This window comes from Paenibacillus sp. 11B, from assembly GCF_030487755.1.
Taxonomy (GTDB): Bacteria; Bacillota; Bacilli; order Paenibacillales; family Paenibacillaceae; genus Paenibacillus; species Paenibacillus vandeheii.
This window is the reverse complement of sequence record NZ_JAUKNS010000003.1, coordinates 341,173-366,630: the sequence shown is the minus strand read 5'-3', so window position 1 is coordinate 366,630 and position 25,458 is coordinate 341,173. Positions and strand designations below refer to the sequence as shown.

Here is a 25,458-nt window from a genome sequence, read left to right as displayed (position 1 = left end):
TACTGTTAAACAACATAATGTATAAACGAGCAACCCCCGCAGACCATGAACTCGGTTTGCGGGGGTTGCTCGTTCTTATTTAACAGTGATCAGAAGGATATTCTGTCATCGGAGAGTCAATGTGCATATTCATTCGTTGAACTTAATCAACCTACAAGCGTTCCATATTACGCAGGAAGTGCTCGCCTGCAATCCCTGGAGTAGTCATCTGCTCCGGGTGCAAAATTTCTTCCAGTTCTTCCGGTGTCAGCAGACCCCGTTCCAGAATAATCTCCTGCAAGGTGTTCCCGGTTTTCAGTGCTTCCTTCACAATGGAAGCTGCCACATCATAGCCAAGATGCGGATTCAGCGCCGTAATTACACTGAAGCTCTGCTTCATGATTAACGCACAACGCTCACGGTTCGCTTCCATCTCTTCAACGGCATAACGAGTGAAGACGTCGATGCCATTGTTCATGATTTTAAGCGATTGCAGCAAATTGAACGCGATAACCGGACCCATGACGTTCAATTCGAATTGACCAGCTTCACAGGCCATGCAAATCGTATGGTCATTCCCCATAACCTGGAAGGATACCTGATTGATCACTTCAGCCATAACCGGGTTCACTTTGCCCGGCATAATGGACGAACCTGGCTGACGTGGAGGAAGCCGCAGCTCATTGAATCCTGCACGTGGACCGGAAGCCATCATCCGAATATCGTTACAAATTTTGGACAGACTGACAGCACATACTTTCAGAGCAGCCGACAATTCCAGATAGGCATCCGTATTTTGTGTGGCATCCACGAGGTCCTCAGCCGTTTGTAAATTCAATCCTGTCACATCAGACAGATGCTCCGTGACTTTGACAATGTATTCCGGTTTGGCGTTGAGACCTGTACCTACAGCCGTCGCTCCCAGGTTAATGGTGAGCAGGCGACGATTGGCGAACTCGAGACGTTCAATATCACGTCCAATAACGCGTGCATAGGCACCGAACTCTTGTCCAAGGCGAATAGGTACAGCATCCTGAAGGTGTGTCCGGCCTACTTTGACTACGTCGTTGAATTCCAGTTCTTTTTTGCGGAATGCATCCTGCAGACGTTTCATCGTATCCAGCAACGTTTCAGACAACCGATACGCAGCAATACGCAGTGCAGTTGGGATTACGTCATTGGTGGATTGGGACATGTTCACATGGTTATTCGGGTTACAGTGGAAATAGTCACCCTTGTTCTGCAATAACAGCTCCAGTCCACGATTGGCCAAAATTTCGTTCATATTCATATTCATGGAGGTGCCTGCACCGCCCTGAATGGAGTCAACAATAAAATGATCCAGATGATGGCCTTTCATCATTTCTTCCGCAGCCATGACGATGACATCGCCAATTTTGCGTGGCAGCATCTTCAGCTCCATATTCGTGATTGCCGCAGCCTTTTTCACCGCAGCCAGAGCTGTAACCAGCTCCCGGTGTACAGGAACGCCAGTGATCGGGAAGTTCTCTACAGCCCGAACCGTCTGTATTCCGTAATAAGCATAAGCAGGAATTTCTTTTTCTCCAATAAAATCTTTCTCCGTCCTTGTGGACATTGTAGACATTTCGTTCGCCTCCAGTGGCATCCAAAAATAGGTCAGCTCCGGCAATGCCGAAGCGCACTCAGTATATCATTTAAGCAAAATGGATGCCAAGCTAAATCATTTCACCCTTCTTACCGATAAATAATTTAAATTCAGGATATCACCTTGGCAAAACGATTCTCAACTCAACTCGGGCATTGTTCTCTTATCCATTATGCTCCACTGGAATGAAGTCATGCATGAACGTTTACACAATGATCAATTTGTCGTTTTCAGTGATCTAAATCACATGTAATTTGGTTATCTATTGGTAAAATAGGAAAAAAGGACTATGAGGTGTGAAAATGAAATGGACTTTAGGCGCAAAAACCGTCGCAGGTTTGGTACTGATTTCACTGATTACGTACGGAACTAGCGGCTTTTTTATATTTTTCCTCCAGGACTGGCTCTCGTTCTCTATGCCAAGCTGGCTGTACATCTCCATCGTACTTATCATGGGTGTGTGCTGGAACGCGATTCTGGGCTGGTTTGCCTCCCGTTGGTTGACTCGTCCAATTGTACATTTGTCCCGTGCGGCACAACAAATCTCATCGGGGGATTTGACGGCTGAAGTTCCAGAGCGGCGTACACAGGATGAAATTACTGTATTATATGATGCTTTTCGCGTAATGGTTTTTAATCTGAGAAGTATTGTAAACGATATTACAGATAGTACACGCACTACCTCGCAGAATGCCCAGTCACTCAGTGAAGCAATCGCCCAGGCAGCAGAGCAGATCGAGATGATGTCTGATGCGGTGGATCATATTGCGGTGGGTGTGGAAGAGCAGAAAACGACTTCACATCAGTCGCTCATTACAGCAGATGAAATGTTGAACGATTTTCAGCGTATGCACAGTCAGTCGATTGGTATGACAGAGATGTCCGGTCAGATGGAACGCTCGGTAGATCATACGAAGCAAACCTTCTCTTCTCTGATGAAAGGAATGGACGAGCTGACGGAATCCCACAATCGTTCCCGTGACATCATGGTGCTGCTCGAGAAGGAAGCCTCGGATATTGAAGCCATTACTCAATCCGTCAAAAACATTGCAGAGGAAACAGGGCTGCTTGCCTTGAATGCTTCCATTGAGGCTGCACGTGCGGGAGAAGAGGGATCCGGCTTTGCTGTGGTGGCACAGCAGATTCGTAAGCTGGCAGACGAGAGCAAACAATCGGTGCATCGGATTAATGAGCTGATCAGCCGCGTACAGCAGCGAATCAAGGATACAGCTCAACTGATTCATGAACAGCATGGTTTGGTTGTGAACGAATCCGAGCGCACGATCTCTGTTGATCAGACGTTACAGGAGCTTACAGGTACGGTGGAAGTGTTTATGAAGGGCGCTCATGAAATCGGATCCAAAATTGGGGAGCAGACCACCCGTGTAGAACAGACGCACGGTCATGTGAAGAAGATTCAGGGGAAAGCCGGATCGTTCTCGGATGAGGCGAGACGGATTATGGATGCGGCACATGAAGAGACGGCAATCATGCAGGAGATTTCATCCTCAGCGGAAGAGTTAAGACAGTTAACAGATCGATTAATGGACAAAACGAAAGCATTTCGGATGCAGCCTTGAGCTGTTTCCGGGGTGTTTTTTTGCTTATTATGGTTAAAGCCGAACATTCTTTCGTAAAAACTGAAATATGTAAAGATTTTTTTATGAAACATTAACAAATTCGCAACGCTTGGGCGATAAATGAAGATATAATGGTAGTATTCCACTACAGATTAAGGAGCCCAGCATATTGAAAACTTGGACAGGTATCCTGCTGATGATTATTTTGGCGGTAGCTACGATTAGTACAACGTCGTCTGCCAGAACCATGAATGAATCGCAAAAACAGCTTAACATAGATGATCAATCCAGCCAGACCTCAGCGGTCGCGGCCTCCAATATGGAAACAATGAATGAAGCAGCGTTTACAACGAAGGAATCGATCCCTGTTAAGGTAGAGTACGTTTCGGTTGCTCCGGAAAATGAGAACGTAAGACTGTATCCCATGAAAGTCGAAGGCTCAGGGTATATATATAACGGAATGGTGTTGGAAGTGAACGGCAAGAAACGAGAATTCAGTAAGTGGCAAGGAGAAGGTGGTTCTTACAAACCGGAAGTACACGAACTGGATCTGAATGGAGATGGCCAGAAGGAGATTGTTGTATTGTTTACAGCTGGTCATGGAACAGGGATCTATCTGGGCGAGGCTCATATTATCGATCCAAATACGTTGGAAGAGATGAAGATGCAATCATTGGATGAGATTGTGAAGCAGCATGTAAATTCGAAAGTCAGTGTTACACCAGGTCAGGTTACGATCAACGTTACCGTTGATGGTGTTCATGCTGAGCCTTCTCGGATGGAGGAAGACACAAGCGAGGGAGTGTATAACAAGGAGCTCAAGTTCGGCGGTGTTGTTTATTACAGTGTGGAGAATGGCAAGTTGGTGGTGTCAGCATCCGGTGCATACGGTATGGGTTTATATGACGGGGATCTGAACTTTACCTATGAACTTAAGGATGGTGAGTGGCAGGCTGTTGAATTGAAGTACAGCACGGAAGAGTATGAAGAGGAGTACTATGAATCTTTTGATTGATTTGATTAATTAGCGAAGAGCGGAATGACGGGTAGTTATGACAAAAAAATATACCCCCATTGTCTTAATGACACAGGGAACCGAGTGAGGCTGAAAAAATGATGAAACTTTAGCCTCATTTTGTGCTGTCCGAATACAGAAGGTATTCCAATAATTTACCAAGAAAGAATTGACATTAGCCCTTTAATGGTTTAATTGTATAAAGGGTAAAAGGAATCTTATTTCATACTTTCAGGAGGGATATTTAATGAAGAAAAAGGTGGTACTGGGTTTAATGGTGGGTACACTTACGCTCGGAATCGGTACTGGGGCACTGGCGGCAACCGGACTGGAGCCAATCAAAGCGTATCTGAACAGCAAGATATCTCTGAAAATGAATGGAGCAACGGTAACAGCCAAGGATGCAAATGGAAAGACCGTTTTGCCGATTACGTACAATGGAACAACTTATCTGCCTGTACGTGCAGTAGGTAATCTGTTGGGTGCTGAGATCAGTTATGACAGTGCCAGTTCCTCCGTTATTATTGGCGGCAGTAATGGATCGGCTCCAACGGAAACGAACAAACTGACATTGAGTTCGCTCGGAGAAACCGTGATGGGAACGTCTGATTGGCATACGAAAGACCCCGCCGATACTTCTTATAAGGGCAAGGATTACAAAGATGTTTATTTCCATAATGATTCGGTCAAGCTGGGAAACAGCTTCCAAATTATGACGAAGAAAAAATATTCCAAATTACATCTGGAGCTGGCAGCAGTAGGTGGTTCCCAGGAAATTAAAGTCATGGATGGCAATAATACAACTCTGAAATCTGTATCGCTTGCTGCGGAAGATGGTTTGATTGGTGTTGATGTGGATGTATCCAAAACGGATTTTGTGGTTGTAGAGATTGTGGAAGAGACGCCTGGTTCTTCCTTGTTTGTACCCCTGACTACATCTTATCTGACCAAATAAAATGACTTTATGGAACGTGAAAAACGATTATCGTCTGGAGCATCAGCCGGGTCTCTCGGGGTGACGCACAGCGATAATCGTTTATTTTTTTCTATGATTTCAGCGTTGCTTATCGAATCATGGTATCCAATGGTTTCAGTCTGGATTCAATCTCTGCCCGGCGACCTTCAAGGAATGGTGGCAGAGCCAGGGACTCGCCAAGATGAGCCAGTTCTTCATCCGTATCGAAGCCGGGACCGTCAGTTGCAAGCTCGAACAGAATACCATTAGGTTCACGGAAATACAGGGAGCGGAAGTAGAAACGGTCTACGAAACCAGAGTTCGGGAACTGGAAGTTATGCACACGTTCCACCCATTGCTTCAGTTCTTCCTCATTGTCCACGCGGAAGGCCACATGGTGCACGCTGCCACGTCCCGGGCGTTCCTGAGCAAGGTCATTCCGTTCTTCGACATGCACCTCGGAGCCGCTACCACCTTCACCGGATTCAAAGACGAGCACATCGGGTTGGCCAGCGACAAAAGCAGGATACGTTCCTCTTTGACGGAAGCCGAGCAATTCGGTAAGGACTGGTGTGGTGAGGGATGCATCTCTAACAGTAAGATGAATCGGACCTAATCCCACAATGCCATACTCGGCAGGCACAGGGCTTTGATCCCACGGTTTTCCGCCTGCAACACCTGAATTGTGTTCATCGGAGACGAGAATCAGACGTTGTCCTTCAAAGTCCGTAAAAGCGAGAGTAGCGCGTCCACCGCGTTCGGTGATTTCTCCATGAGGGACTTCAAATTCGTCAAACCGCTGTTGCCAGTACGTAAGGGCTGCATCGCTAGGCACACGAAGGGACGTTGCTGAGATGCTGTTCACGCCTTCGCGTGTTTGTCCCGCCATCGGAATTTCAAAGAAGGTAAGTTCAGTACCCGGATTCCCTTTTTCATCTCCATAGAAGAGGTGATAGACCGAAACATCATCTTGGTTGACTGTTTTTTTGATCAGTCGGAGTCCCATAACATTGGTGTAGAACCGATAGTTCTCAGCGGCGTGTGCAGTGAGTGCAGATACATGGTGAAGTCCTTTGATTTGCATTATAAATACCTCCTGTTAGTTTAATTCTATTTTTATAACATTTTCGTTAAGAAAGTTACTAACTTTTAGTGTGTTTTGTTCTTGAATTTATCTTAACATAAAGATATTTAAAATACAATCCTAATTTAGAATTCCATCTGGACAGTCTACTCATTCAATGCCAAAATGAAAAAGTTAACATTATAGAGATATTTTGTGTTTGTGTAACGAGAAGGAGAGAAGAGGCGCAATGGCATATCCCCAGTGGCTAGACCCTTATGATGCTGAACCTTTTATACTATTTTCAACTTCACACCTGTGGGCGATCGGTCTGATTGCTGCACTGATTATATTGATGTTCCTGTTACGAAACTGGCTGCGCTCATCGTCATCCAACCTACGCCGAACCTTTCGCATTGCTCTGGCCTGTGTCATGTTCGGCTGCGAGATTGTGCTTCAACTATGGTACGTGTATGGAGGCGTGTGGAGCCTGCAGACTTCATTGCCGCTGGAGTTATGCAGTCTGTCACTATTATTATCGGCGCTGCTATTATTGACACGCAGTCGACTGCTGCATTCTGCATTGCTGTTCGCAGGAATAGCAGGAGCCTTGATGGCAATCGTAACGCCTAATCTTGGTTATGCTTATGGCCATTTTCGTTTCATTCAATTTTTTACGGCTCATGCTTGTATCATTCTTGCCTTGCTCTACATGACTTGGGTAGAACAGCTTCGTCCAAGCTGGAGAACTGTGTTGGGTTCAATGATATTTGTGAATATGACAGCGTTGGTCGTGTACGGTGTGGATGTTCTGCTTGACGCCAATTATATGTTCCTGAGACACAAACCGGATACCCCTTCAGTGCTCGACCTGTTGGGCCCTTATCCCTTGTACATTCTTGGGGAAGAGGTGTTGGCAGCAGTGATGTTTTCCCTGATGTACGTCCTGCTATTTGCCATTCCGGAGCGGCTGAATAACCGAGTGAAGAGAGGAAAGAGCTCAGCGCTCTAGTTAAAAGGGAATTCGAACCAATGGGAAAGCCAAACATCCCGCAGTAGTCTGGAAATCCAGTCCGTTTGCGGGATGTTTGGCTGTTGACTGCTCATTGAGCCTGATATAAGTATTATCCGCGGAGCAAAGATTCCGCACCGTCCACGTAGATCCGAGTCCCTGTCACATGGGAAGATTCGTCGGAAGCGAGGAAGAGCACCAGATTGGCGACCTGCTTCGGCGTTCCTGGTTCACCCTTGAGCGGGTGTTCATGCCCCTCCGGGAATTCAACCGGGATCTGTACTTCTTTTAGATCGTCCGAAGGATAGGTGTTGTCATCGATATTCGTATCAATGGCTCCCGGACAGACGGCGTTGACACGGATTTTGTAACGGGCCAGTTCCAATGCAGCCATCTTCGTAAAAGCCGTTTGACCCGCTTTGCTGGAAGCGTATGCAGAGAAGCCAATGCCAGAGAATACGCGATTACCGTTAATGGAGCTTGTAATAATAATGCTTCCTCCGCGATCTTTCAAATGGGGAATGGCGTACTTCACGGTTGCGAACGTGCCGCGCATATTAATTCCCATCGTCTGATCCCAGTCCTCAGGTTCCATCGTTTCAATTGGAGCCATCGTGCCGTTGATACCCGCATTGGCAAACACAATATCCAGCTGTCCAGCTTGCTCTGCTGCCTGATTGATGGCCCTTTGCACGTTGTCCGGTTTGGATACATCACATTCAATGACGTGTGCTTCTCCGCCTGCGTTCTCAATTGTCTTTTTGGTTTCCTCTGCATTCTCCGGGGTCCGGTCCAGCAAGAACACTTTGGCCCCATGTTCAGCGAAACGAATGGCTGTTGCCTGACCAATTCCTGAGCCACCTCCGGTTACAATCGCGACTTTCCCTTGCAAACGTTGTTCAGTCATCCTGATCCCTCCGTATCGTATAGATTGTCAGTATACTCTCTATTTCTACATACCCGACTAAAGAGTGATGAATCATATGTACCATACAAAAAACAGGACCGTTGAACGGCCCTGTATCGGTAATGTAGATATCATGATAATCTGGATTGCTGCAAAGTTATTTATGTTTCTTCCAGTCCATTGAACTGTTATTCAACAGGTACTCAAAATCATTATCTTTCCGCTTCTGTTCCGCTTTACGAGCTTCTTCCGCCTGCAGGCGTTCCTGCTCTTTGCGGTCTGCCTCGGCCGCCTTGGCTTCATCAGCCTGTGCTTTCAGTTTCTCAAGCACGTCACTGCTCAGCAGATCCTTTAATGTGGTCGGTTTATCCTGTGCTGCTTTGGGAGCAGGGGTGTGTTTTTTGGATTTTGCCATGGAATAATCTCCTTTCAAAAACATAAATCAGCTTCCATTATCGTTCAGTATTCATATTATATCAGGTTCACCCAACCCATTCCATGAAACGGCGGAACAAAAGCAGGATATAGAGGGTTCCGTGACGAATGAAAACGGGTATAAATTCATATATTATTACCGATACTGCGACTATTCCCTGGAGAAAGGAGTCGTTGTTCGTGGAAGTAAACCGCAGTTTACTGAAAGGGCTTGCATGGGGTGTTGCTTTCAGCTGTCCGTTATGGATTGCGATCATCGGTTGGTTACGTTTGATGGGATGGATGTATTGAGAACAGCGGGTTGCAGAGCTGCTGCATATAGAATCGTGCCAGAAGAGGGCATTTTTTATAAAGTCATTTATGTAAACGCTAACATTAAATAAAGCTCTGTCTGGCGAGAATCGCACAGGACAGAGCTTTTGTTTGTCTTACATAGGATGAATCAGAACGACGACTCGTTCAGTTCCACAGGTTAAGGCATTTTTACCGGTTCTGGATACTCCAGACCATGAGTGTCGACAGTGACTTTTTTCATTACTTGATCGGTGACTGGTTTATCGTTTTCACCTATTTGTTGAGCCGCAATGCCGTCAACGACATCCATACCTTCTGTGACTTTGCCAAAGGTAGCATAAGCGTTATCCAGGTAATCAGCATCCGCTAACATGATGAAAAACTGGGAGCCTGCGGAGTCCAGATTATCAGATTTACGCGCCATGGAGATGACCCCACGGGTATGATTCAGATGATTTTTGTGCCCATTGGAAGTGAATTCACCCTTGATGGTATATCCTGGTCCACCCGAACCATCCCCGTTTGGATCACCACCCTGAATCATAAAGCCGGGAATGACGCGGTGAAAGATCAGACCGTCATAGAAACCCTTATTAGCGAGTGAGATAAAATTGTATACGGTATTGGGCGCGATTTCAGGATATAGCTCGATGACGATCTTCTGACCATCTGACATTTCAATGGTTGCCACTGGATTTTGGCCTTCAGGCGGAGTTGGTACTGTTTCCGTCGCGCCGCTTGTAGGGCGCCCACAACCACTAATGACGATAAGCAGCATCGCTAGAACCAGCGACACAGCTGTTGTTTTTTTCCACCGAAAAGACATGAGAACGTTCCCCCTTGCATCTCTGCATAATATATTTAGTCAGAATTATTTTCGGATAATCCCTCAACTATCATACCGTTTTTGCGGACGAGATGGCAATGCAAGGCAGAATATTATGGGTAATAAGGGATGGTGTAAATGCTTACAGAGGTGTAAAATAAGGAAAATGCTTCCGCAGTCAGGGACGTACGGGTCTGTTCCGTCCGCTCCAATACACGGCAGTCCCGTCGTCAGTAACGGAAAGGGCGTGCGGGTATATGGACTTCTCGTGGAAGCGTAATCTGGTGATTTTGTGGATAGGTGTGTTTTTCTGCAGCACCGCATATTCAATCTCCATCCCATTTCTGCCTTTGTTTCTGAGTGGCGAATTGGGCGTTCGTAATCACCTGGAGTTCTGGTCAGGGCTTGCCTTTGGCATCACGTTTCTGGCAAGTGCGCTGGTGTCTCCCTTCTGGGGATCACTGGCTGACAAATACGGGCGCAAGCCAATGCTGATCCGGTCGGGATACAGCCTTGCGGTTTTGTATTTGATCAATTATTTCGTGCAGGACCCGTATTCACTAATTGTGGTTCGTTTGTTTCAGGGATTGCTCGCCGGGTTTGTACCGGCAGCGATTGCACTGGTCGGTACGAACACACCGGAAGAGAAGACGGGGTATGCGCTTGGCATCATGTCTACCGCCGGGGCAACAGGAGGTATAATCGGCCCATTAATTGGCGGTGTAGTAAGCCATTATTACGGCAACCGGAATGCGTTTTTATTTTCCAGTATCGTTGTATTGGTCTCTGCGTTGATTGCAACCTTCTGGGTAAAAGAAGAGAACTTCAACCGGAACAAGGCTCGTTCTCATGTGATGGATGACATCCGTGAAGCCCGGGCCAATCGATTGTTTATTACGGTGCTTGGCATGATGGGTATATGTACCTTCTCCGTCATGATTCTGGAGCCATTATTGACCGTGTACGTGATGGAAATGGGCATTCAGCCTGATCGTGCTTCACTTAGCTCGGGAATTATTTTCTCAGCAGTTGGTGTAGCTACGGTCATTATGGCGCCGCGCTGGGGTATGATTGGTTCGCGAATCGGATATGGCAAAGTGCTGATTATTGGCCTTGTGGGTGGGGCAATTGGTAACCTTCTGCAGTTCTTCACTACTGGTTATATCGGATTCGGCATATTGCGATTTGTGTATGGATTGTTCTTCGCTGCGGTGTTCCCGGCGATCAATGCGATGATTGTACAAGTGACTGAACCTGGTTTCCGGGGAAGAGCATTCAGCCTGAATCAGTCGGCTTCCCAGATCGGTACGATGGCGGGACCAATTATCGGTGGTGTTCTGGGTGGCTGGTTACCGATTCGCTGGATTTTTATCATCAACGGATTTGCGCTGCTAATTACCGCCATTGTGGCGAAATGGTCCAGACTGGAACAGAGGTTGCCGGGATCGGGTAAACCTTTAGCGTAGTAGACGAAATGGTTAAATGACTAATCGGATAACAGAGAAATGGGATGGCACTGTAGAGATACGGTGACCATCTCTTTTTCGGATGAACGCTTTATCATTGTGAAGAGCACAACAAAAAGAAACCTCTTGGGGAAGAGGTTTCTTTTACGCTCATTGAATGTGCGATACGATCCTATTGATCCTCAGATGTATGTGAATCTTTCCGGTTAACATTCTCCTTCGGAATGGCATGTTCAACAGCATCAAGCTGATCTTCATCCGCTAGAGCTTCTGGAAAGGAATCTTCTGTGAACAAACCAAAATTCGGATCAATATCTCTTTCGGTTACCAGATTTTCCGGCTCATGTGCGAGTCGTTTGTGATCATCCTTCATCATGTTTGCACCTCCTAATCAGGCTGTAGCATGAGGACTTAACGTCGTGGTGGAATATCGTTCTCCGGCTTGGCATCCGCTCCGGCGCCGTTCAGCAGGTCCGTCCCGTGAAGGGCATTGGGGTCGGGTGCGGCGGGATCCACTGGACTATTCGGTTGAATAAGATCAGCATCAGGTACGGATTCGAGTGAAGGCTCCGCTGTCCGTGATTCCAGTTGGGGTTCTTCTGCAGCCGTTAAAGCTACAATGGGTGGGCTAACTGTATCTTCGGTTTCGATACGTCTTCCGGTAACTTCATCAAAAGTGTCTATGTCACCTTCAGGGACTTCGGTTTCCAGTGGAATATCACGGGACCTCTGATAACGGTCGTAGTAACGTTCACTCTCTTCATTGCTGATCGGTCTGTCTGACATAAGTAACACTCCGTTTCAGTGAAATTATATTTGATGGTTATTTGTGAAGGATTCCCTTGTGTTCCCTAAATATGATTACAAATGAAAGTGAAAGATGTACAGATGATAAATCCAACTAATATGCTTTAAAATTTGGGGAATACATATTTGACCAGAAAGTACAGGAATCCAAAGAAAATAATGATATAAGCCGCATATTTGATAAACGTGGAAGCAACCTTACTTGAATCCGATTTATACTGGACATCCTTATGCTCTACCTCTACCGTTTTGTGTGGCTCATTCATTCCAATCATCTCCTTAAAGGTAATGTTTGCTTTGAGGAACCATTACACCCGGCAGGGACAATTGAATCGCACACACCAATTTTACAGCTTTTCATCTTTTGCGTATGTTATGATGAAACATGGATATATGAGGGAGGAATTCCAATTGGATTGGTTTACGTTGGGGAATATGATCACTCGAATCCGAATCGGGCAAAAAGCGTCTACGCCCGGGTTTTCACGTACGGTTATTCGCCGTCCGGACGGGCTGTTCTGGGTAGGTGGGATATGGTCAGGACAGATTGTCCAGTTGAGGGACTATCTTTTCTCAGATATATGGACCATATATGACGATGAGGAAACGGAGCAGTGGTTGGAGTATCGCACACAGATCGAACAGAAAGAGCGCGAAATGATTGTGAACCAGTTCGAAGATCTGCGGGAATAACCGACAAAACACTTCAGTTTCAACAATAAAATGGAAATAAAACTATAAATCTACTAAATTGTGAATTTTCGTTTTCTTCCAAGAAGGTGACACGTTAAACTGTGGCGAATGATAAATGAGAGAACTTGGGGATAGAGAAAATAAGAACTTTGAGGTGCTGTGAATGAAAAATGTGCCCAAAGCTATCATCATCTTATGGATAAGTATGTTGAATATTCTCTGCTTGCCGCATGACTTCGTTTCAGCGACTGCTGGAGAAGTTGACAGACCTGTATCCATAACGGGATGGGAAGTAAAATGGGGGAACGTGCACGATCAGGGATTCATCAGTGAGGTTCAAGGTTCGGAGGAGATCTGGGAGAAGCAAGGTGCAGAAAAGCTGGAATACAGCAGTGTTGAAGCTCCTACAGGCTCCTTGTGGACTCGTGTGACCATTCCTACAATAAGCGAAGATAGCTCGGCAATCCGTTTTGAAAATATTAAAGGAAATCACATTGTAATCTATCTGGAAGATCGTAAGGTGTATGAGAATTATCATTACAATTATGATAATAACGCGGTGTTGTTACCTTTATCGAGTGAGAATTCAGGTGGTAAACTCTATATATGGTCCGAGAATGAGAAAGGCAGACTTGGCATCTACGGAATGGTTCAGGTTGGGTCTTATGCTACCTTACAGGAAAAGTACATTCACAATGGTCTGCTTGATGTGATACTGGGAGCGACCTTTGTATTCACGGCTCTAACGATGCTAAGCTGCACATTTTTCCTGGGCAAGTTCCATAAAGGGATGTGGATTTCGCTATGTATCGTGATGGGTTCTATCGGAACGATGATTATCACCTATTCGCAGTTTTTATATACGTTCTACCAGGTTTACGGTAATCTGTATTCCGTATTGTTTGATCTGGCGATGCTCATGGGCATGCCTGCACTCTGTTATTTTTTTGAACAAATTATCGGACCAGGTCGTTATGGCATCTTTACCAAACTAAGAAAATTTCAAGTCATCTATTCTGGAGTAGCTGTAGCTGCCCTGATGATCGATTTTATTTCAGGCGGTCAATGGGACATGCTCTACAGTTTGTTGTTTCAGAACGTGATTGGATTCATTCTCGTAATCCTGTTAAGCATCTTAATGATCGGTACCATCTCCAAAGCGCTTCAACGGAGCAGGGAAGCTCTATTGCTGGCTACAGGATTCGGCACATTTGCCTTAATCAGTGTTGCTGAACTACTGTGGTATTACCAGCGTAATGGAACATATCATCTGATATGGTGGAAATGGTCGATGGTTGCTTTTATTATCTCACTTATTGCCATACTGGGAAGCCGATTTGCTGAAAAACATACCAAAGTGCTTGAATATTCGAAAGAGTTGGAATTGTTCAATAATGAATTACAGCGATCCGAGAAAATGGAGATTATTAGCGAACTGGCAGCGTCGGTTGCTCATGAGGTTCGTAATCCGCTGCAGGTGACACGAGGATTCCTTCAGCTTATGACAGAGCAAGAGGATAACAAAAACAAGGGGTACGTGCGGATTGCTCTGGAGGAGCTTGATCGGGCTTCCGGCATTATTACCGACTTCCTGACGTTCGCCAAACCAGAGTTTGATCATATTATCTCCCTGAATATCGCAGATGAATTTAACCATATTGAAGGTATCCTTGTACCGATGGCTAATCTCGAAGGGGGTAAAATAACAACCGACATTCCGCCAGATCTATGGATTAGAGGGAACTCTTCCAAGTTCAAACAGGCCTTTATTAATATTATTAAGAACAGTATTGAAGCTCTGCAAGGACAGGGCCAGATTGATATTTGGGCTTATGCCCAGGATGGGGTCATTAAGGTACATGTTAGAGATAACGGCGAAGGCATGGATGAGGAAGCGTTGGTCCGCCTTGGTGAGCCTTATTTCTCGAACAAAATTAAGGGGACAGGCCTTGGCATGATGGTGACCTTCCGTATCGTTGAAGCCATGCATGGACAGATCAGCTTTACAAGCACAAAAGGGGTAGGAACAGAAGCTGTTGTATCTTTTGCCGCGTTCGTCGAATGACGAGCGGCAGAAGTACAATGGCTTTTTTGTTCGCTACCCCTTCTGATTCAATTCACATATTCAATCTAATTCGTTTAGCTTCTCCACGGTCCGCAATTCACATCATATTGTACTTTGGATGGATTGGGAGGAATTACGAGAACATAGTCGTTCTGTTGTTCTTCAACGGTACGGACTTGAACGTGCTCAGGAATATCAATGCCAAATGCTTCACGAAGCGCTTGCTTCGGGTTGGAGTACAGTTGTTGTCTGAAGTGCTCATCTGTCCAGGCCTTTTCAATAATATCCTCGTGCAACGTTTTCTCTGATACCATCATCGTCAACATTCCCTTCATATTTAAAATTCAACTGTACCAGCTCTTCAATTATGATTAGGACAAATGTTGTTTCTCGCTGATCCAGTAATGAAACCCGCCTTGAAGAAGCATTTTTTTGTGCTGTTCAATGTCCTGAACAGCACGTCCCAGCATGTCGCATAAGTAGGAATTAAACGCTTCAAGATGCGGAATGCCCGAGTTAGAAGATGTTAATCTGAGGTTATATTGCTTAGCAATGTCTACATAGGAGTTCATGAATTGAGTATTGTATACATTGTCATGTACACGTTCGCTTAAAGGATGAACCGGATAGTTATGTTCCAGTGCTGCGGATATGTGGGAGAGAAAGCTGTTGTAATTTCCATGCACAGCATCTTGTTTCGTGTCTGTAAAGTCATCTGTCATCTGGAGAGTCATCAGTGCAATGTTGACGGCAGAACATACCGGAGTAATGCGATGCTTCTGTTCCAAAAGAAGCAGTGAGCCAGCAGCTCCAAGCTGAAGTGGGGCGGCTTTTTGGGCAATTAAAAGCGGGCTTCTCTTGAAATAATCGATGGAGTTCTCACCGGTGACGCTCATGGCCCAATCCTCGACATACTGTCTGAAATACGTCCAGAACGGGGATGAAAGGCTGAATAGCTCTGAATAGGCACAGATGGCATCGACGTAATACAGATTACCCAGTGACAATTTCAGTGTCACATCTTCGGGACGTTCGTCCATAACTTCATCCTGATTCAAAAAATATAACATATGCATGAGGCAGGCAGTACTCAGTTTGTGTGCTTTCTCTGGAGGTAGTCCATCCGAGAGCTGCAACCACAACGGAATAATGTAGCCGATGTAGCTGTGACCCGAATCTCGTAACAAAGGATTGACCAAATGAATTTGTTCTAGTGCATGTTCTGACATTGGTTCAGGATATTTCTGTACCAGCTGCTCTGCCGCAGCGAACACCACCTCCACATCGGATCTAAACGGATCAAACCATTCTCTCCGCATCGTTTGGTTACGCCCTTCCCGTGATAAAGTGATTAAGGACTATTTGACTAGATCATGAAGTTACTTTCAGTATACCGGAAAAGAATAGAAAAAAATAGGAGGTTTTGTGATGAATTGTGAAAAAAACAATGACATTTTGTATTTTTATGGCATAAAAAAGCGGAAGTTAGGCTCAAACTAAGAAAGCACAGGATTTTGACATACGAAAGGAAGAAGAGAAATGAAATACAATTGGAAGAAATGGATGGCGGCCGGACTGGCAGCCGTATTTATAACAGCAGCAACCGGCTATACGGCATTCGCTGATCCAAATGGATCTGTTGAAGATCATGTGGCGACACCATCCTCCTCCACGAATCAGACCAAGCCATGTATGCAGGCAGGTCACGGCCTGTTTATGATTGGAGAAACCGCAGATCTGCTCGGCATTGGGCTCCGGGACTTAAAGGAACAGATGGAGCTTGGCAAAACGCTGACTCAGATTGCTAAGGAACGCAAGGGACTTAGTGAAGATCAATTGTTGGAGAAGCTGAAGCCTTCCCTCTCTCAGCGATTGGATAAAGCAGCCGAAGAAGGCTGTCTCACGAAGGAGCAGGCAGCAGCAGCCAAAGCGGGTATGGATACCAAGCTGAAAAAGGTAATCAATACACCACTGCGGGAATTAAGACGTGATTTTGCTCACCACGGTAATAGACGTCCGATGATGGACAAGGGCGCTATTGCCCGCTTTATCGGCATCACCCCGGAACAGCTCCATCAGCAGCTTCAGAGCGGGAAGTCCCTGGCTGAAATTGCTCAGGCAAAAGGTATTAGCGAAACGCAGCTGGTTGACAAGCTGAAGGAGCAATTGACAGGTGACCTGAAAAGATTCGTTAACCAGAAGGGCAATGCACACCAAGCCCCTGGTCCTCACGAACCTGTACCGGGAAAATCCGCTTCTACAGAAGTGAAGTAAAAAAAGAGCGTCTTCCACAAGGGAGACGCTTTTTCTATACGACTAAGACTGGCTGGTTTCCGGACTGCGATTGGCGCTGGCTGACGGATTGCGCTCGGGTGAACTTGTTCTGCCCGTGCCCGGAATAACAGCATGATGCAAGCGACGGCCTGGGCGCTTCTTCCGTTGTAATCCTATGGTAAAGCGAGAACCCGGAAGTTTGGACAGTCCCCAGCTGATGGCAAGAGCCGTCGCCACGGTGACGAGAAACGACAACAATGTTACGGGCAGATGCCATTCCGTTAGCGTAAGTGGCCGGGTAATATACGCGATGCAGTAGAGAACCAGTGCATGAACAAGATAGCCGCCAAACGAATATCGGCCAATCCACGTCAGAAGACGCTGAAATGGGGTATCTTTGCCTCGCAGCAGTACCAGGAACCCATAAAACATAAACATCTGAGCCATGATGATAATAAATGTCGTCGGTTTCAGATAGGTTGAGATATTCAGGTTAACAACATCCCCCGATCCCCGCAGTACATCGTATCCAAGCCAGATGTACATTCCGATAAACAGACAGACCATCCAGGGCAATGCCCTCGCAGTCCATCCCCTCCAGCTATCCACGGACCACGCACATACTGCACCTAGCAAAAAGTAGAACCAGTACATAATCCATGAATAGGAACGATACTGAAGCAGGCCTGCCCAGGGCTGTGGTAGAGATGCTGTCCATCCTGCCATATCGTAGTAGGACCATTTCATAAGCAATGTGTATAATGCCATTCCTATGAGAACCAAAGTAATAATCGATTGCATCGGGGTGAAACGAGTCACTTTTTCAATACGTCTTTGAATGAACTTGGCTCCCGCCAGAAACAGGGGGAACAAAATATAGAACTGAAATACCATAATCACAAACCACAGATGATATCCCGTCTGGGGGAGGAACAGTTCACGAACGAGACTACGGAAGTCCGGCATACCCGAAAGCCAGAACTCAGGGGTAAATACCCGGACAAACAACCAGTAGATGAACGTCCATACCACAAAGGGCACATAAATATCTCCAAACCGTTTGCGGATAAACCGGGGGTAATCCGGTTTGGTGTGACTGTGATGGTAGAAGAGCATTACACCGGACAGAAAGACGAATGTCGGGGTACCAAAACGAGTCAGATGATAAATCATGGTCAGCATGACGGAGTCAGGTTGTTCAATATCGGCGCGATATATATATTCAGCGATGTTATGCTGCATCACAATGGCGAGAAATGCAAGGCCGCGCAGTTGAGTCCATTCCACGATTCGCGGTTTATTCACTTGTAATCCTCCTTCTGTAACCGGAATTCATCATTTAAGGGTACATGCTAAACATTAAGGCTGCATTAAATGGGGGAAATAGGTACAAAAAAAGACGGCGTTCGCCGTCTTTTAATCAAATTAGCCGATGTTATCATTGCTTCATTTTCATTTAATTCAGTTCAAGTCCTGTACCTTCGTTGAATCATCCTCTGAAGATTTGGCATCTTCCTCAAACAGATTCTGAATGTATGCCTGGAGCTTCGGTTTATTCACACCGAGTACCTGAGCAGAACCTGCAAGCTCATTGGTTAGCAGCTTGTTAGGAGGAATCTGCTGTTTATCAATTTCATTCACATTAATATCAAATCCGAGCGAAGCCAGTTTTAACATTTGTGTTGGACTGAGGTCTGTCTCGATATATGGAGCGACAGCTTCCAATATATCAGGGATTTTGAAGAGCGAAGTGGTGCTTTGCATCTTCTTGGCCAGCTCAGTCATGAAAATCCGCTGCCGTTCGGTACGCGTAAAGTCCGAGGTGGCATCGTGCCGGAACCGGACATATTGCAGGGCAGTCTTGCCGTCCATATGCTGAAGTCCTTTTTTGAGGTCAATATCGTACATATGTTTATCTGCCTTGCTGGTATAATACATGTCTTTCTCCACATCAATGTCGATCCCGTCCACAGCATCAACCAGCGCCATGAATCCGATAAAATCGGTATACACGTAATGCTGAATAGGGATGCCAAGCAAGTCACCGACCGTTTGTTTGGTTAATTCCGCTCCACCGTAGGAGAAGGCTGCATTGAGTCTGCTCTTGCCATGTCCAGGAATCTCAACATATGTATCCCGCAGTATAGAGAAGAGATGGGCTTTCTTGGATACCGGATCAATGGACGCAACCATGACTGAGTCTGAACGGCCCGGATCATCTCCTCTGGTGTCACCTCCAAGCAGCAAAATGTTAACTCGTTCCTTCCCTTCCCATTTGGGAACAGGGGTAGTTGGGGTGTCTGTATTTTTGTTGTTGTCAGAAGAGGAGGTGTCCGAAGCGGTTGAGATGCTATTAGCAAAATGAACGATCGAGTATCCGTAATATACAATGACACCCGCTATGGCAAGTGCCAGGGTTAGGGAGGTCCCCCATAACCATTTCTTAAGCATAATCTTCACCTTTCTATGAATGAACTATTATGTAACCCAAACTAGTTTAACAAAAAGTAAGAGAATTGTCCTCTTTGATTTCGAAAGTTCGGCTACCAGGCGATATGTTTGACAAATAGTTAGTGTATATTTAATATGTAAAAAATAATCGTGTTTTGTGTAATGGAGGTATTAAACGACTGTTATGAATCAATCTGTATTTAATTGGATCAACCAGTTTGCAGACCGAATTCCGTTTCTGGACTGGTTTATGATTACATCGGCTGAATATGCGGTTTGGGTTATGATAGGACTGCTTGTGATTGTGTGGTTTCTTGGTAATCCGTCTAAGCAACGAATTGTGTTTTATGCGTGTGTAGCTTCAATAATAGCGCTGGGTCTGGCAAAATGGGGAATTTCACCTGCGGTTGGTCATCCAAGGCCGTTTGTAGAAGGCACCGTGAATCAACTGGTTCCGCATGTGCCAGATCCATCTTTTCCAAGTAAACATGCTTCCTTTGTATTCGCGCTCGCTGCAGCTTCGTTTTTTATCGGTCGACGATTCGGAGCATGGATGCTGCTGCTTGCTGTGTTGACAGGAGTCTCGCGTGTCTACGTAGGTGTACATTATCCTGGGGATATTCTGGGCGGATTCATTCTGGGTAGTCTGGTCAGTGTAATCCTGATTGCTACGCGTAATTATACCAAGTCGATTCCCGATTTCTTCATTAACATTCATCGGCGGATTTTTCGTTAGTTCTGGAACGTATACGTTTGAGATGAGAGGTACATTCGTATAGAGTCCCAAGTTCCTTGGCATAGCCAAAGAGTTGGGGCTTTTTTTGCGTTAATTTCGGAGTTACATGAAATTTCTGAAAATCGAAATCGGATATCTACAATTCATGACGATAGGTGTCGATATATTATATAGTTATGCGCTAAAGCTAAGGAGTGGGGAATATGAAAGGTTCGCGGGGAAACGTGATGGGGAAGCTTAGATTTACAATTCGGATGAAGTTACTGACTGGATTTTTAATGGTTGTGGCGTTGCTTGCTTTTGTCAGCATATATGCGCTCACCCAAATCCATGGTATGTCAAACAAAGCCGATGATGTGGACAAGACATGGATGCCCAGTGTATCTTTGTTGGGCCAGATGAATGGGGACATATCCGATGTGGAGCGGCTTGCTCTGGCCATCATTGTTGAACAGGATGAAAATGAAACTGCCAAGATGAATGAATCTCTGGAACAGCTCCTGGTCAAGATTGAGGATGAACGTAAACAGCTGCTAGTCTTCATTGAAGACAATGCAGAGGCAATGAAACTTTACAATGAGTTCAGTACGAACTACGAGAGCTATATCGCAAAAATGCCCGCATTCATTGAATTAGGCTTGAATAACAATTACAACGAAGCCAGCAAACTACACACTGCGGCATATTCATTATGGTATTCAGCCAACGATACCATTGCCCAATTGATTGTAATGGGGAATGAAGGATCAGATTCGGCTACGAATGCATCGGTTGATCTGGCCGAAAAAGCATTTAATATTATTTTGGGAGTAACCATTGTTGCTTTCCTGATGGCTATGTTTATTGCCTTCTTCATTGCAAGCATCATCTCACGTCCAATTCAGAAGATGAATGCAGCGGCGATGTTGATTGCAGGTGGGGATCTGACTAGTGAGAAGATCGTGCTCAAGAACAAGGATGAACTGGGAACGCTGGCTGATTCCTTCAATACGATGACAGGCAACCTGCGGGAGATGATTCAATCTGTATCGATGACATCCGAACAGGTAGCTGCTTCCTCGGAGGAACTTCTGGCAAGTGCAGAACAGAACACCAGAGCATCGGAACAGATCTCCGAAACGGTTGAAGAATTGGCCGTGGGTACATCCGATCAAGTAGATATGGTGAAGCGTTCTTCCCAGGCGATGAGTGAAATGGCTCTTGGTTCGGAACAAATTGCCGAGCTTGCTCAAAGTGTATCTGTATCTGCTGTTGATGCAGCGAATCAGTCTGCTGAAGGAAATATGATTATTCAGCAGGCTGTTGAACAGATGGGTTCTGTTCGTAATTCCATTGCGTCGTTGACAGAACTGGTTACAGGGCTGGGAGAACGTTCAGCAGAGATTGGTACCATTACCGAGGTTATCAACAATATTGCTCGTCAGACCAATCTTCTTGCATTGAATGCAGCGATTGAAGCGGCACGTGCAGGGGAGCACGGGCGTGGTTTTGCGGTCGTAGCTGGAGAAGTGCGGAAGCTGGCAGAGGAGTCTTCTACATCTGCACAACGGATTACGGATCTTGTGCAATTAATTCAGAAGGATACAGATCATGCCGTGCAGGCTGTGAAAGTAAACAGCAATGAAACAGAGGCCGGAATTGAGATTGTAACCGCGGCAGGACAAGCATTTGAGCAAATTTCAAACGTAGTGAACAAGGTTGCTGGTGAAATTCAGGAAGTATCCGCAGGTTCGGAGGAAATGTCAGCAAGTACGAATGAAGTTGTAGGGTACGTGGATCAGATCTCCAACATTGCTGGGGAAGCAGCAGGTGGCGTGCATAATGTATCTGCGGCAACCCAGCAGCAGCTGGCTTCGATGGAAGAGATTGCTTCATCCGCGGGCTCTTTGTCCAAAATGGCAGAAGAGTTGCAGGAGCAAATCAACAAGTTTAGAGTGTAGACGATCCAAAAGACGGGTGTTCAGACTGAATAATGGAATTGATCATAATTCAGCCTGTACCAAGGGTGATACGAATTATCAGGACTGTTTCTCATATCGCGTTCATGCGATATGAGAAGCGGTCTTTTTTGTCATAACACTCCCCAAACATGTCACAACAATGTTATTTCAGAAGTCACCAGCGCTGATATTGCAACTGAAACAAAAGACTATAATGGTAATTAATGGTGGAAATACACGGAGTCACACCATAGAAAGGAGCGGGTCATTACATCAGTGTAATTGGAAAATGCGAGATACCGATTGTAAAAGGAGATGAATGGTTGAAGATGAAGGGAAGCTGGTGGAGACGAGTCGCTATTCTCGCGTTATCGACAGGGCTACTGGCAGGAAGTACATCCATACAGGCATGGAATGGCAAGGCAGATGCGGCTGCCGGGAACCATAACTATGCGGAAGCATTGCAGAAGGCGGTTTATTTCTATGAAACCCAGCGTTCAGGGAAATTGCCGGAAGACAACCGGGTTGAATGGCGTGGTGATTCAGGATTAAATGACGGAGCGGATGTTGGGGTTGATTTGACCGGAGGATGGTACGATGCTGGAGATCATGTGAAATTCGGCCTGCCTATGGCCTATTCTGCTACGATGCTTGCCTGGTCTGTTGTGGAATACCGCGAAGGGTACGAACAGGCAGGACAATTGGAAGAGATTAAGGATAATTTGAAATGGGCGACGGATTATTTTGTGAAAGCGCACACGAAACCAAATGAATTATGGGGGCAGGTCGGAGCGGGCAATACGGACCATGCTTGGTGGGGACCGGCTGAAGTGATGCAAATGAGTCGTCCTGCATTTAAGATTGATGCATCCTGTCCGGGAAGTGAGCTTGCGGGAGAAACCGCAGCGGCACTCGCTTCTTCATCTATTGTGTTCCGGGACAGTGACCCGGCTTATGCCAACAAGCTGCTCCAGCATGCCAAGGAGCTGTACAGCTTCGCTGATACGTATCGAGGCAAATATTCGGATTGCATTACAGATGCCCAATCGTTCTACAATTCATGGACAGGTTACTATGATGAACTCGCCTGGGCTGCAACATGGTTATATATGGCGACAAATGACAGCGCTTACTTGTCCAAGGCGATTGCTACGGCGAATCTGTGGCAGGCGGATGGACAGAACGGGAATTGGGCTTATACATGGACCCAAGGCTGGGATGACAAACATTACGGTGCCCAGATTCTATTGGCTCGTATTACGTCGAGTCTGAACATGCCAGAAGCGACACGGTTCATTCAATCAACAGAGCGCAATCTGGATTATTGGTCGGTAGGCACGAATGGACAACGAATCAAGTATACACCGGGCGGGCTTGCCTGGCTTGATACATGGGGATCGCTCCGTTATGCAGCGAATGCATCCTTTATTGCTTTTGTGTATTCCGACTGGGTCAGTGATCCGGTGAAGAAAGCAAGGTATCAGGACTTTGCCGTCTCTCAAATGAACTATATTCTGGGGGATAATCCTCGCCAGAGCAGCTATGTGGTCGGTTATGGACAGAATCCGCCTAAACACCCACATCACCGGACCTCCCACAGTTCATGGACGAACAATGAAAATGTACCTTCCGAGCATCGTCACACGTTGTACGGCGCGATGGTTGGTGGACCGGATGCCTCGGATGCCTATACCGATTCTATTGGTGACTATGTCAGCAATGAGGTGGCGACCGATTACAATGCAGGATTTACAGGCGCGTTAGCCAAGATGAATCTGCTGTTCGGCCAGAATGATCAGCCCATTGCGAATTTCCCGGCTCCCGAGGTGAAGACGGATGAGTTCTTTGTCGAAGCTGCCGTGAAAGCGTCCGGTTCCAATTACACGGAAATCAAGGCTCAACTGAACAACCGTTCGGGTTGGCCTGCGCGAATGGGGGATAAGTTATCTTTTCGCTATTTCGTGGATCTGAGTGAAGTTTACGCTGCAGGATATACCGTTTCCGATGTCCATGTTACAACCGCATATGCCGAGGGAGCGACTGTATCCCAACCGGTTGTGGTTGATGCAGGAAAACGAATTTATGCGGTTACTGCGGACTTTACTGGGACTAAGATCTATCCAGGCGGGGAAGGACATTATCGCAAAGAGGTTCAGTTCCGCATTACCGGCCCGCAGGGCGCATGGAATGCAAATAATGATCATTCATTCCAGGGTTTGGGCACAGGCAATGTGGCGAAGAGCACATATCTTCCGGTCTACGATGCCGGAATGCGGATATACGGCCAGGAGCCTAGTGTCACACCAGCTGTTACACCTATTGCACCTTCGGGGGTGCAGGCTGTATCAGGGAATGCTCAGGTCATCCTGAACTGGGTAGCATCGCCTGGGACAGAATCGTACACCGTAAAGCGTGCCGAGGTGAGTGGGGGTCCATATACTTCTGTCGCGACAGGTGTACATGGATTAACATACACGAACACGGGGCTCACGAACGGGAAGACCTATTTTTATGTGGTGACGGCTGTGAATTCAGCAGGGGAATCGCCCGGATCTGCACAAGTCTCTGCCACGCCGCAGGCTGGAACGTCTGTGCCGGGGATGCTGACATTAAGCGGTACGGCAGGTAATGCACAGTCGATTCTGACCTGGACGGCAGCAACGGGAGCTGAGACTTATAAGGTACAGCGCTCCGTTGTGGGCGGCGCATATGCCGATGTGGCAACTGGATTGGCAGTGCTGAATTACACCGATGCAACAGCAGTAAATGGCACGGCGTACAGTTATCGAATTGCCGCGGTGAATGCGAGCGGACAGACGTTGTCCAATATCGTGACGTTGACACCGAATGTGCCTCCGGCAACGACAGGCACGCTTGAGGTGCAGTATCGTAATGGAGGATCAGGTGCTTCCGGCAATGCGGTGACTCCGCAGTTTAATTTGAAAAACACAGGGACTCAGCCGATCGATTTGAGTACTGTGAAGCTGCGGTACTATTTTACGAAGGACGGCACTGGAGATCTGACCTTCTGGTGTGATTATGCCCAGATCGGCAGTGCCAATATTGAAGGCAAATTTGTCACGCTGACTCCGGCAAAGGGAACAGCCGATACGGTTTTGGAGATCAGCTTCAAATCCGGGGCTGGCAGCCTGGCTGCCGGAGCGGAGACGGGCGTAATCCAGGGGCGGTTTTCCAAGAACAATTGGAGTAATTTCGATCAGAGCAACGACTATTCCTATGATGCAACCAAGACGGTTTTTACCACCTGGAATCAGGTAACTGGGTATCAGGGAGGTACGAAGGTATGGGGCATCGAGCCGTAACTTTAAAGGT

23 protein-coding genes are annotated in these 25,458 nt (G+C 46.4%); 11 read left to right on the top strand and 12 right to left on the bottom strand.

Annotated elements, in window-relative coordinates:
- Positions 1–151: 151 nt before the first annotated feature.
- A complete protein-coding gene (locus tag Q0V21_RS16670) occupies positions 152–1,585 on the bottom strand; it encodes an aspartate ammonia-lyase (RefSeq protein ID WP_301879760.1) in 1,434 nt (477 codons plus the stop codon).
- A gap of 323 nt (positions 1,586–1,908) precedes the next feature.
- Between Q0V21_RS16670 and Q0V21_RS16665 the strand changes: the two genes are divergently transcribed.
- The 3 genes from Q0V21_RS16665 to Q0V21_RS16655 all read left to right on the top strand — a co-directional run bounded on the left by Q0V21_RS16665 (position 1,909) and on the right by Q0V21_RS16655 (position 5,156).
- Positions 1,909–3,186 carry a methyl-accepting chemotaxis protein gene (locus Q0V21_RS16665; protein WP_301879759.1) on the top strand — a complete coding sequence of 426 codons (1,278 nt, stop codon included), beginning with the start codon at positions 1,909–1,911 and terminating at the stop codon, positions 3,184–3,186.
- Between the two features lie 169 nt (positions 3,187–3,355).
- A complete protein-coding gene (locus Q0V21_RS16660; protein WP_301879758.1) occupies positions 3,356–4,201 on the top strand; it encodes a hypothetical protein in 846 nt (281 codons plus the stop codon).
- Between the two features lie 247 nt (positions 4,202–4,448).
- A complete protein-coding gene (locus Q0V21_RS16655) occupies positions 4,449–5,156 on the top strand; it encodes a stalk domain-containing protein (protein ID WP_301879757.1) in 708 nt (235 codons plus the stop codon).
- A 109-nt stretch (positions 5,157–5,265) separates the two neighbouring features.
- On the opposite strand, the gene Q0V21_RS16650 is transcribed toward Q0V21_RS16655, so the two are convergent.
- Positions 5,266–6,240 (bottom strand): ring-cleaving dioxygenase, encoded by a 975-nt coding sequence (locus Q0V21_RS16650; RefSeq protein ID WP_301879756.1) that lies wholly within the window; start codon positions 6,238–6,240, stop codon positions 5,266–5,268.
- 229 nt (positions 6,241–6,469) lie between these two features.
- Here Q0V21_RS16650 and Q0V21_RS16645 point away from each other — a divergent pair, with 229 nt between their 5' ends.
- Entirely contained in the window at positions 6,470–7,231 is a 762-nt protein-coding gene (locus Q0V21_RS16645; protein WP_301879755.1) for a YwaF family protein, read from the top strand.
- A gap of 112 nt (positions 7,232–7,343) precedes the next feature.
- Here the strand turns inward: Q0V21_RS16645 and Q0V21_RS16640 are convergent, their stop codons facing one another.
- From Q0V21_RS16640 to Q0V21_RS16630, 3 genes are all read right to left on the bottom strand, one after another.
- Positions 7,344–8,138 carry an SDR family oxidoreductase gene (locus Q0V21_RS16640; protein ID WP_301879754.1) on the bottom strand — a complete coding sequence of 265 codons (795 nt, stop codon included), beginning with the start codon at positions 8,136–8,138 and terminating at the stop codon, positions 7,344–7,346.
- A gap of 157 nt (positions 8,139–8,295) precedes the next feature.
- Positions 8,296–8,553, bottom strand: a complete 258-nt coding sequence (locus Q0V21_RS16635) for a YqkE family protein (RefSeq protein WP_024632484.1) — start codon at positions 8,551–8,553, stop codon at positions 8,296–8,298.
- Positions 8,554–9,045: 492 nt separating this feature from the next.
- A complete protein-coding gene (locus Q0V21_RS16630; protein WP_301879753.1) occupies positions 9,046–9,693 on the bottom strand; it encodes a peptidylprolyl isomerase in 648 nt (215 codons plus the stop codon).
- A 257-nt stretch (positions 9,694–9,950) separates the two neighbouring features.
- Here Q0V21_RS16630 and Q0V21_RS16625 point away from each other — a divergent pair, with 257 nt between their 5' ends.
- Complete coding sequence (locus Q0V21_RS16625; RefSeq protein ID WP_301879752.1) at positions 9,951–11,159, top strand: MFS transporter; 1,209 nt, start codon at positions 9,951–9,953, stop codon at positions 11,157–11,159.
- A 172-nt stretch (positions 11,160–11,331) separates the two neighbouring features.
- Here Q0V21_RS16625 and Q0V21_RS16620 read toward each other — a convergent pair whose 3' ends face one another.
- From Q0V21_RS16620 to Q0V21_RS16610, 3 genes are all read right to left on the bottom strand, one after another.
- Positions 11,332–11,535: a hypothetical protein gene (locus Q0V21_RS16620; RefSeq protein WP_301879751.1), complete on the bottom strand. Its 204-nt coding sequence runs from the start codon at positions 11,533–11,535 to the stop codon at positions 11,332–11,334.
- A 35-nt stretch (positions 11,536–11,570) separates the two neighbouring features.
- Positions 11,571–11,945: a hypothetical protein gene (locus tag Q0V21_RS16615; RefSeq protein WP_301879750.1), complete on the bottom strand. Its 375-nt coding sequence runs from the start codon at positions 11,943–11,945 to the stop codon at positions 11,571–11,573.
- Positions 11,946–12,070: 125 nt separating this feature from the next.
- Positions 12,071–12,232, bottom strand: a complete 162-nt coding sequence (locus tag Q0V21_RS16610; protein WP_173405245.1) for a hypothetical protein — start codon at positions 12,230–12,232, stop codon at positions 12,071–12,073.
- 145 nt (positions 12,233–12,377) lie between these two features.
- Between Q0V21_RS16610 and Q0V21_RS16605 the strand changes: the two genes are divergently transcribed.
- Together Q0V21_RS16605 and Q0V21_RS16600 are read left to right on the top strand one after the other, a co-directional pair.
- Complete coding sequence (locus Q0V21_RS16605) at positions 12,378–12,659, top strand: hypothetical protein (protein ID WP_079349793.1); 282 nt, start codon at positions 12,378–12,380, stop codon at positions 12,657–12,659.
- 163 nt (positions 12,660–12,822) lie between these two features.
- Positions 12,823–14,724: a sensor histidine kinase gene (locus Q0V21_RS16600; RefSeq protein WP_301879749.1), complete on the top strand. Its 1,902-nt coding sequence runs from the start codon at positions 12,823–12,825 to the stop codon at positions 14,722–14,724.
- 74 nt (positions 14,725–14,798) lie between these two features.
- Here Q0V21_RS16600 and Q0V21_RS16595 read toward each other — a convergent pair whose 3' ends face one another.
- Both Q0V21_RS16595 and Q0V21_RS16590 read right to left on the bottom strand, forming a co-directional pair.
- The gene (locus tag Q0V21_RS16595) at positions 14,799–15,041 is read right to left on the bottom strand and encodes an NHLP leader peptide family RiPP precursor (RefSeq protein WP_301879748.1); all 243 of its coding nucleotides are present in this window, start codon (positions 15,039–15,041) and stop codon (positions 14,799–14,801) included.
- A gap of 54 nt (positions 15,042–15,095) precedes the next feature.
- Positions 15,096–16,043 (bottom strand): hypothetical protein, encoded by a 948-nt coding sequence (locus tag Q0V21_RS16590; RefSeq protein WP_301879747.1) that lies wholly within the window; start codon positions 16,041–16,043, stop codon positions 15,096–15,098.
- Between the two features lie 220 nt (positions 16,044–16,263).
- Between Q0V21_RS16590 and Q0V21_RS16585 the strand changes: the two genes are divergently transcribed.
- On the top strand, positions 16,264–16,998 hold the full coding sequence (locus Q0V21_RS16585) for a hypothetical protein (protein ID WP_301879746.1): 735 nt from the start codon (positions 16,264–16,266) through the stop codon (positions 16,996–16,998).
- 42 nt (positions 16,999–17,040) lie between these two features.
- Here the strand turns inward: Q0V21_RS16585 and Q0V21_RS16580 are convergent, their stop codons facing one another.
- Complete coding sequence (locus Q0V21_RS16580; RefSeq protein ID WP_301879745.1) at positions 17,041–18,303, bottom strand: acyltransferase; 1,263 nt, start codon at positions 18,301–18,303, stop codon at positions 17,041–17,043.
- 156 nt (positions 18,304–18,459) lie between these two features.
- Positions 18,460–19,449 carry an LCP family protein gene (locus Q0V21_RS16575; RefSeq protein ID WP_301879744.1) on the bottom strand — a complete coding sequence of 330 codons (990 nt, stop codon included), beginning with the start codon at positions 19,447–19,449 and terminating at the stop codon, positions 18,460–18,462.
- 184 nt (positions 19,450–19,633) lie between these two features.
- Here Q0V21_RS16575 and Q0V21_RS16570 point away from each other — a divergent pair, with 184 nt between their 5' ends.
- The 3 genes from Q0V21_RS16570 (at position 19,634) to Q0V21_RS16560 (ending at position 25,448) form a co-directional block, all read left to right on the top strand.
- Positions 19,634–20,185 (top strand): undecaprenyl-diphosphatase, encoded by a 552-nt coding sequence (locus Q0V21_RS16570; protein WP_301879743.1) that lies wholly within the window; start codon positions 19,634–19,636, stop codon positions 20,183–20,185.
- A 203-nt stretch (positions 20,186–20,388) separates the two neighbouring features.
- Entirely contained in the window at positions 20,389–22,125 is a 1,737-nt protein-coding gene (locus tag Q0V21_RS16565; protein WP_301879742.1) for a methyl-accepting chemotaxis protein, read from the top strand.
- A 329-nt stretch (positions 22,126–22,454) separates the two neighbouring features.
- Complete coding sequence (locus Q0V21_RS16560) at positions 22,455–25,448, top strand: glycoside hydrolase family 9 protein (protein WP_301879809.1); 2,994 nt, start codon at positions 22,455–22,457, stop codon at positions 25,446–25,448.
- The last annotated feature ends 10 nt before the right edge of the window (positions 25,449–25,458 follow it).

Excerpts from the sequence above, each read along its gene's own strand:
- Q0V21_RS16575 (WP_301879744.1), bottom strand. The coding sequence starts at position 19,449 with ATGCTTAAGAAATGGTTATGGGGGACCTCCCTAACCCTGGCACTTGCC.
- Q0V21_RS16640 (WP_301879754.1), bottom strand. The coding sequence starts at position 8,138 with ATGACTGAACAACGTTTGCAAGGGAAAGTCGCGATTGTAACCGGAGGT.
- Q0V21_RS16585 (WP_301879746.1), top strand. The coding sequence starts at position 16,264 with ATGAAATACAATTGGAAGAAATGGATGGCGGCCGGACTGGCAGCCGTA.
- Q0V21_RS16565 (WP_301879742.1), top strand. The coding sequence starts at position 20,389 with ATGAAAGGTTCGCGGGGAAACGTGATGGGGAAGCTTAGATTTACAATT.
- Q0V21_RS16560 (WP_301879809.1), top strand. The coding sequence starts at position 22,455 with ATGAAGGGAAGCTGGTGGAGACGAGTCGCTATTCTCGCGTTATCGACA.
- Q0V21_RS16670 (WP_301879760.1), bottom strand. The coding sequence starts at position 1,585 with ATGTCTACAATGTCCACAAGGACGGAGAAAGATTTTATTGGAGAAAAA.
- Q0V21_RS16570 (WP_301879743.1), top strand. The coding sequence starts at position 19,634 with ATGAATCAATCTGTATTTAATTGGATCAACCAGTTTGCAGACCGAATT.
- Q0V21_RS16650 (WP_301879756.1), bottom strand. The coding sequence starts at position 6,240 with ATGCAAATCAAAGGACTTCACCATGTATCTGCACTCACTGCACACGCC.
- Q0V21_RS16600 (WP_301879749.1), top strand. The coding sequence starts at position 12,823 with ATGAAAAATGTGCCCAAAGCTATCATCATCTTATGGATAAGTATGTTG.
- Q0V21_RS16655 (WP_301879757.1), top strand. The coding sequence starts at position 4,449 with ATGAAGAAAAAGGTGGTACTGGGTTTAATGGTGGGTACACTTACGCTC.
- Q0V21_RS16590 (WP_301879747.1), bottom strand. The coding sequence starts at position 16,043 with ATGCGGAGAGAATGGTTTGATCCGTTTAGATCCGATGTGGAGGTGGTG.
- Q0V21_RS16635 (WP_024632484.1), bottom strand. The coding sequence starts at position 8,553 with ATGGCAAAATCCAAAAAACACACCCCTGCTCCCAAAGCAGCACAGGAT.
- Q0V21_RS16620 (WP_301879751.1), bottom strand. The coding sequence starts at position 11,535 with ATGATGAAGGATGATCACAAACGACTCGCACATGAGCCGGAAAATCTG.
- Q0V21_RS16610 (WP_173405245.1), bottom strand. The coding sequence starts at position 12,232 with ATGAATGAGCCACACAAAACGGTAGAGGTAGAGCATAAGGATGTCCAG.
- Q0V21_RS16595 (WP_301879748.1), bottom strand. The coding sequence starts at position 15,041 with ATGATGGTATCAGAGAAAACGTTGCACGAGGATATTATTGAAAAGGCC.
- Q0V21_RS16625 (WP_301879752.1), top strand. The coding sequence starts at position 9,951 with ATGGACTTCTCGTGGAAGCGTAATCTGGTGATTTTGTGGATAGGTGTG.
- Q0V21_RS16665 (WP_301879759.1), top strand. The coding sequence starts at position 1,909 with ATGAAATGGACTTTAGGCGCAAAAACCGTCGCAGGTTTGGTACTGATT.
- Q0V21_RS16615 (WP_301879750.1), bottom strand. The coding sequence starts at position 11,945 with ATGTCAGACAGACCGATCAGCAATGAAGAGAGTGAACGTTACTACGAC.
- Q0V21_RS16630 (WP_301879753.1), bottom strand. The coding sequence starts at position 9,693 with ATGTCTTTTCGGTGGAAAAAAACAACAGCTGTGTCGCTGGTTCTAGCG.
- Q0V21_RS16645 (WP_301879755.1), top strand. The coding sequence starts at position 6,470 with ATGGCATATCCCCAGTGGCTAGACCCTTATGATGCTGAACCTTTTATA.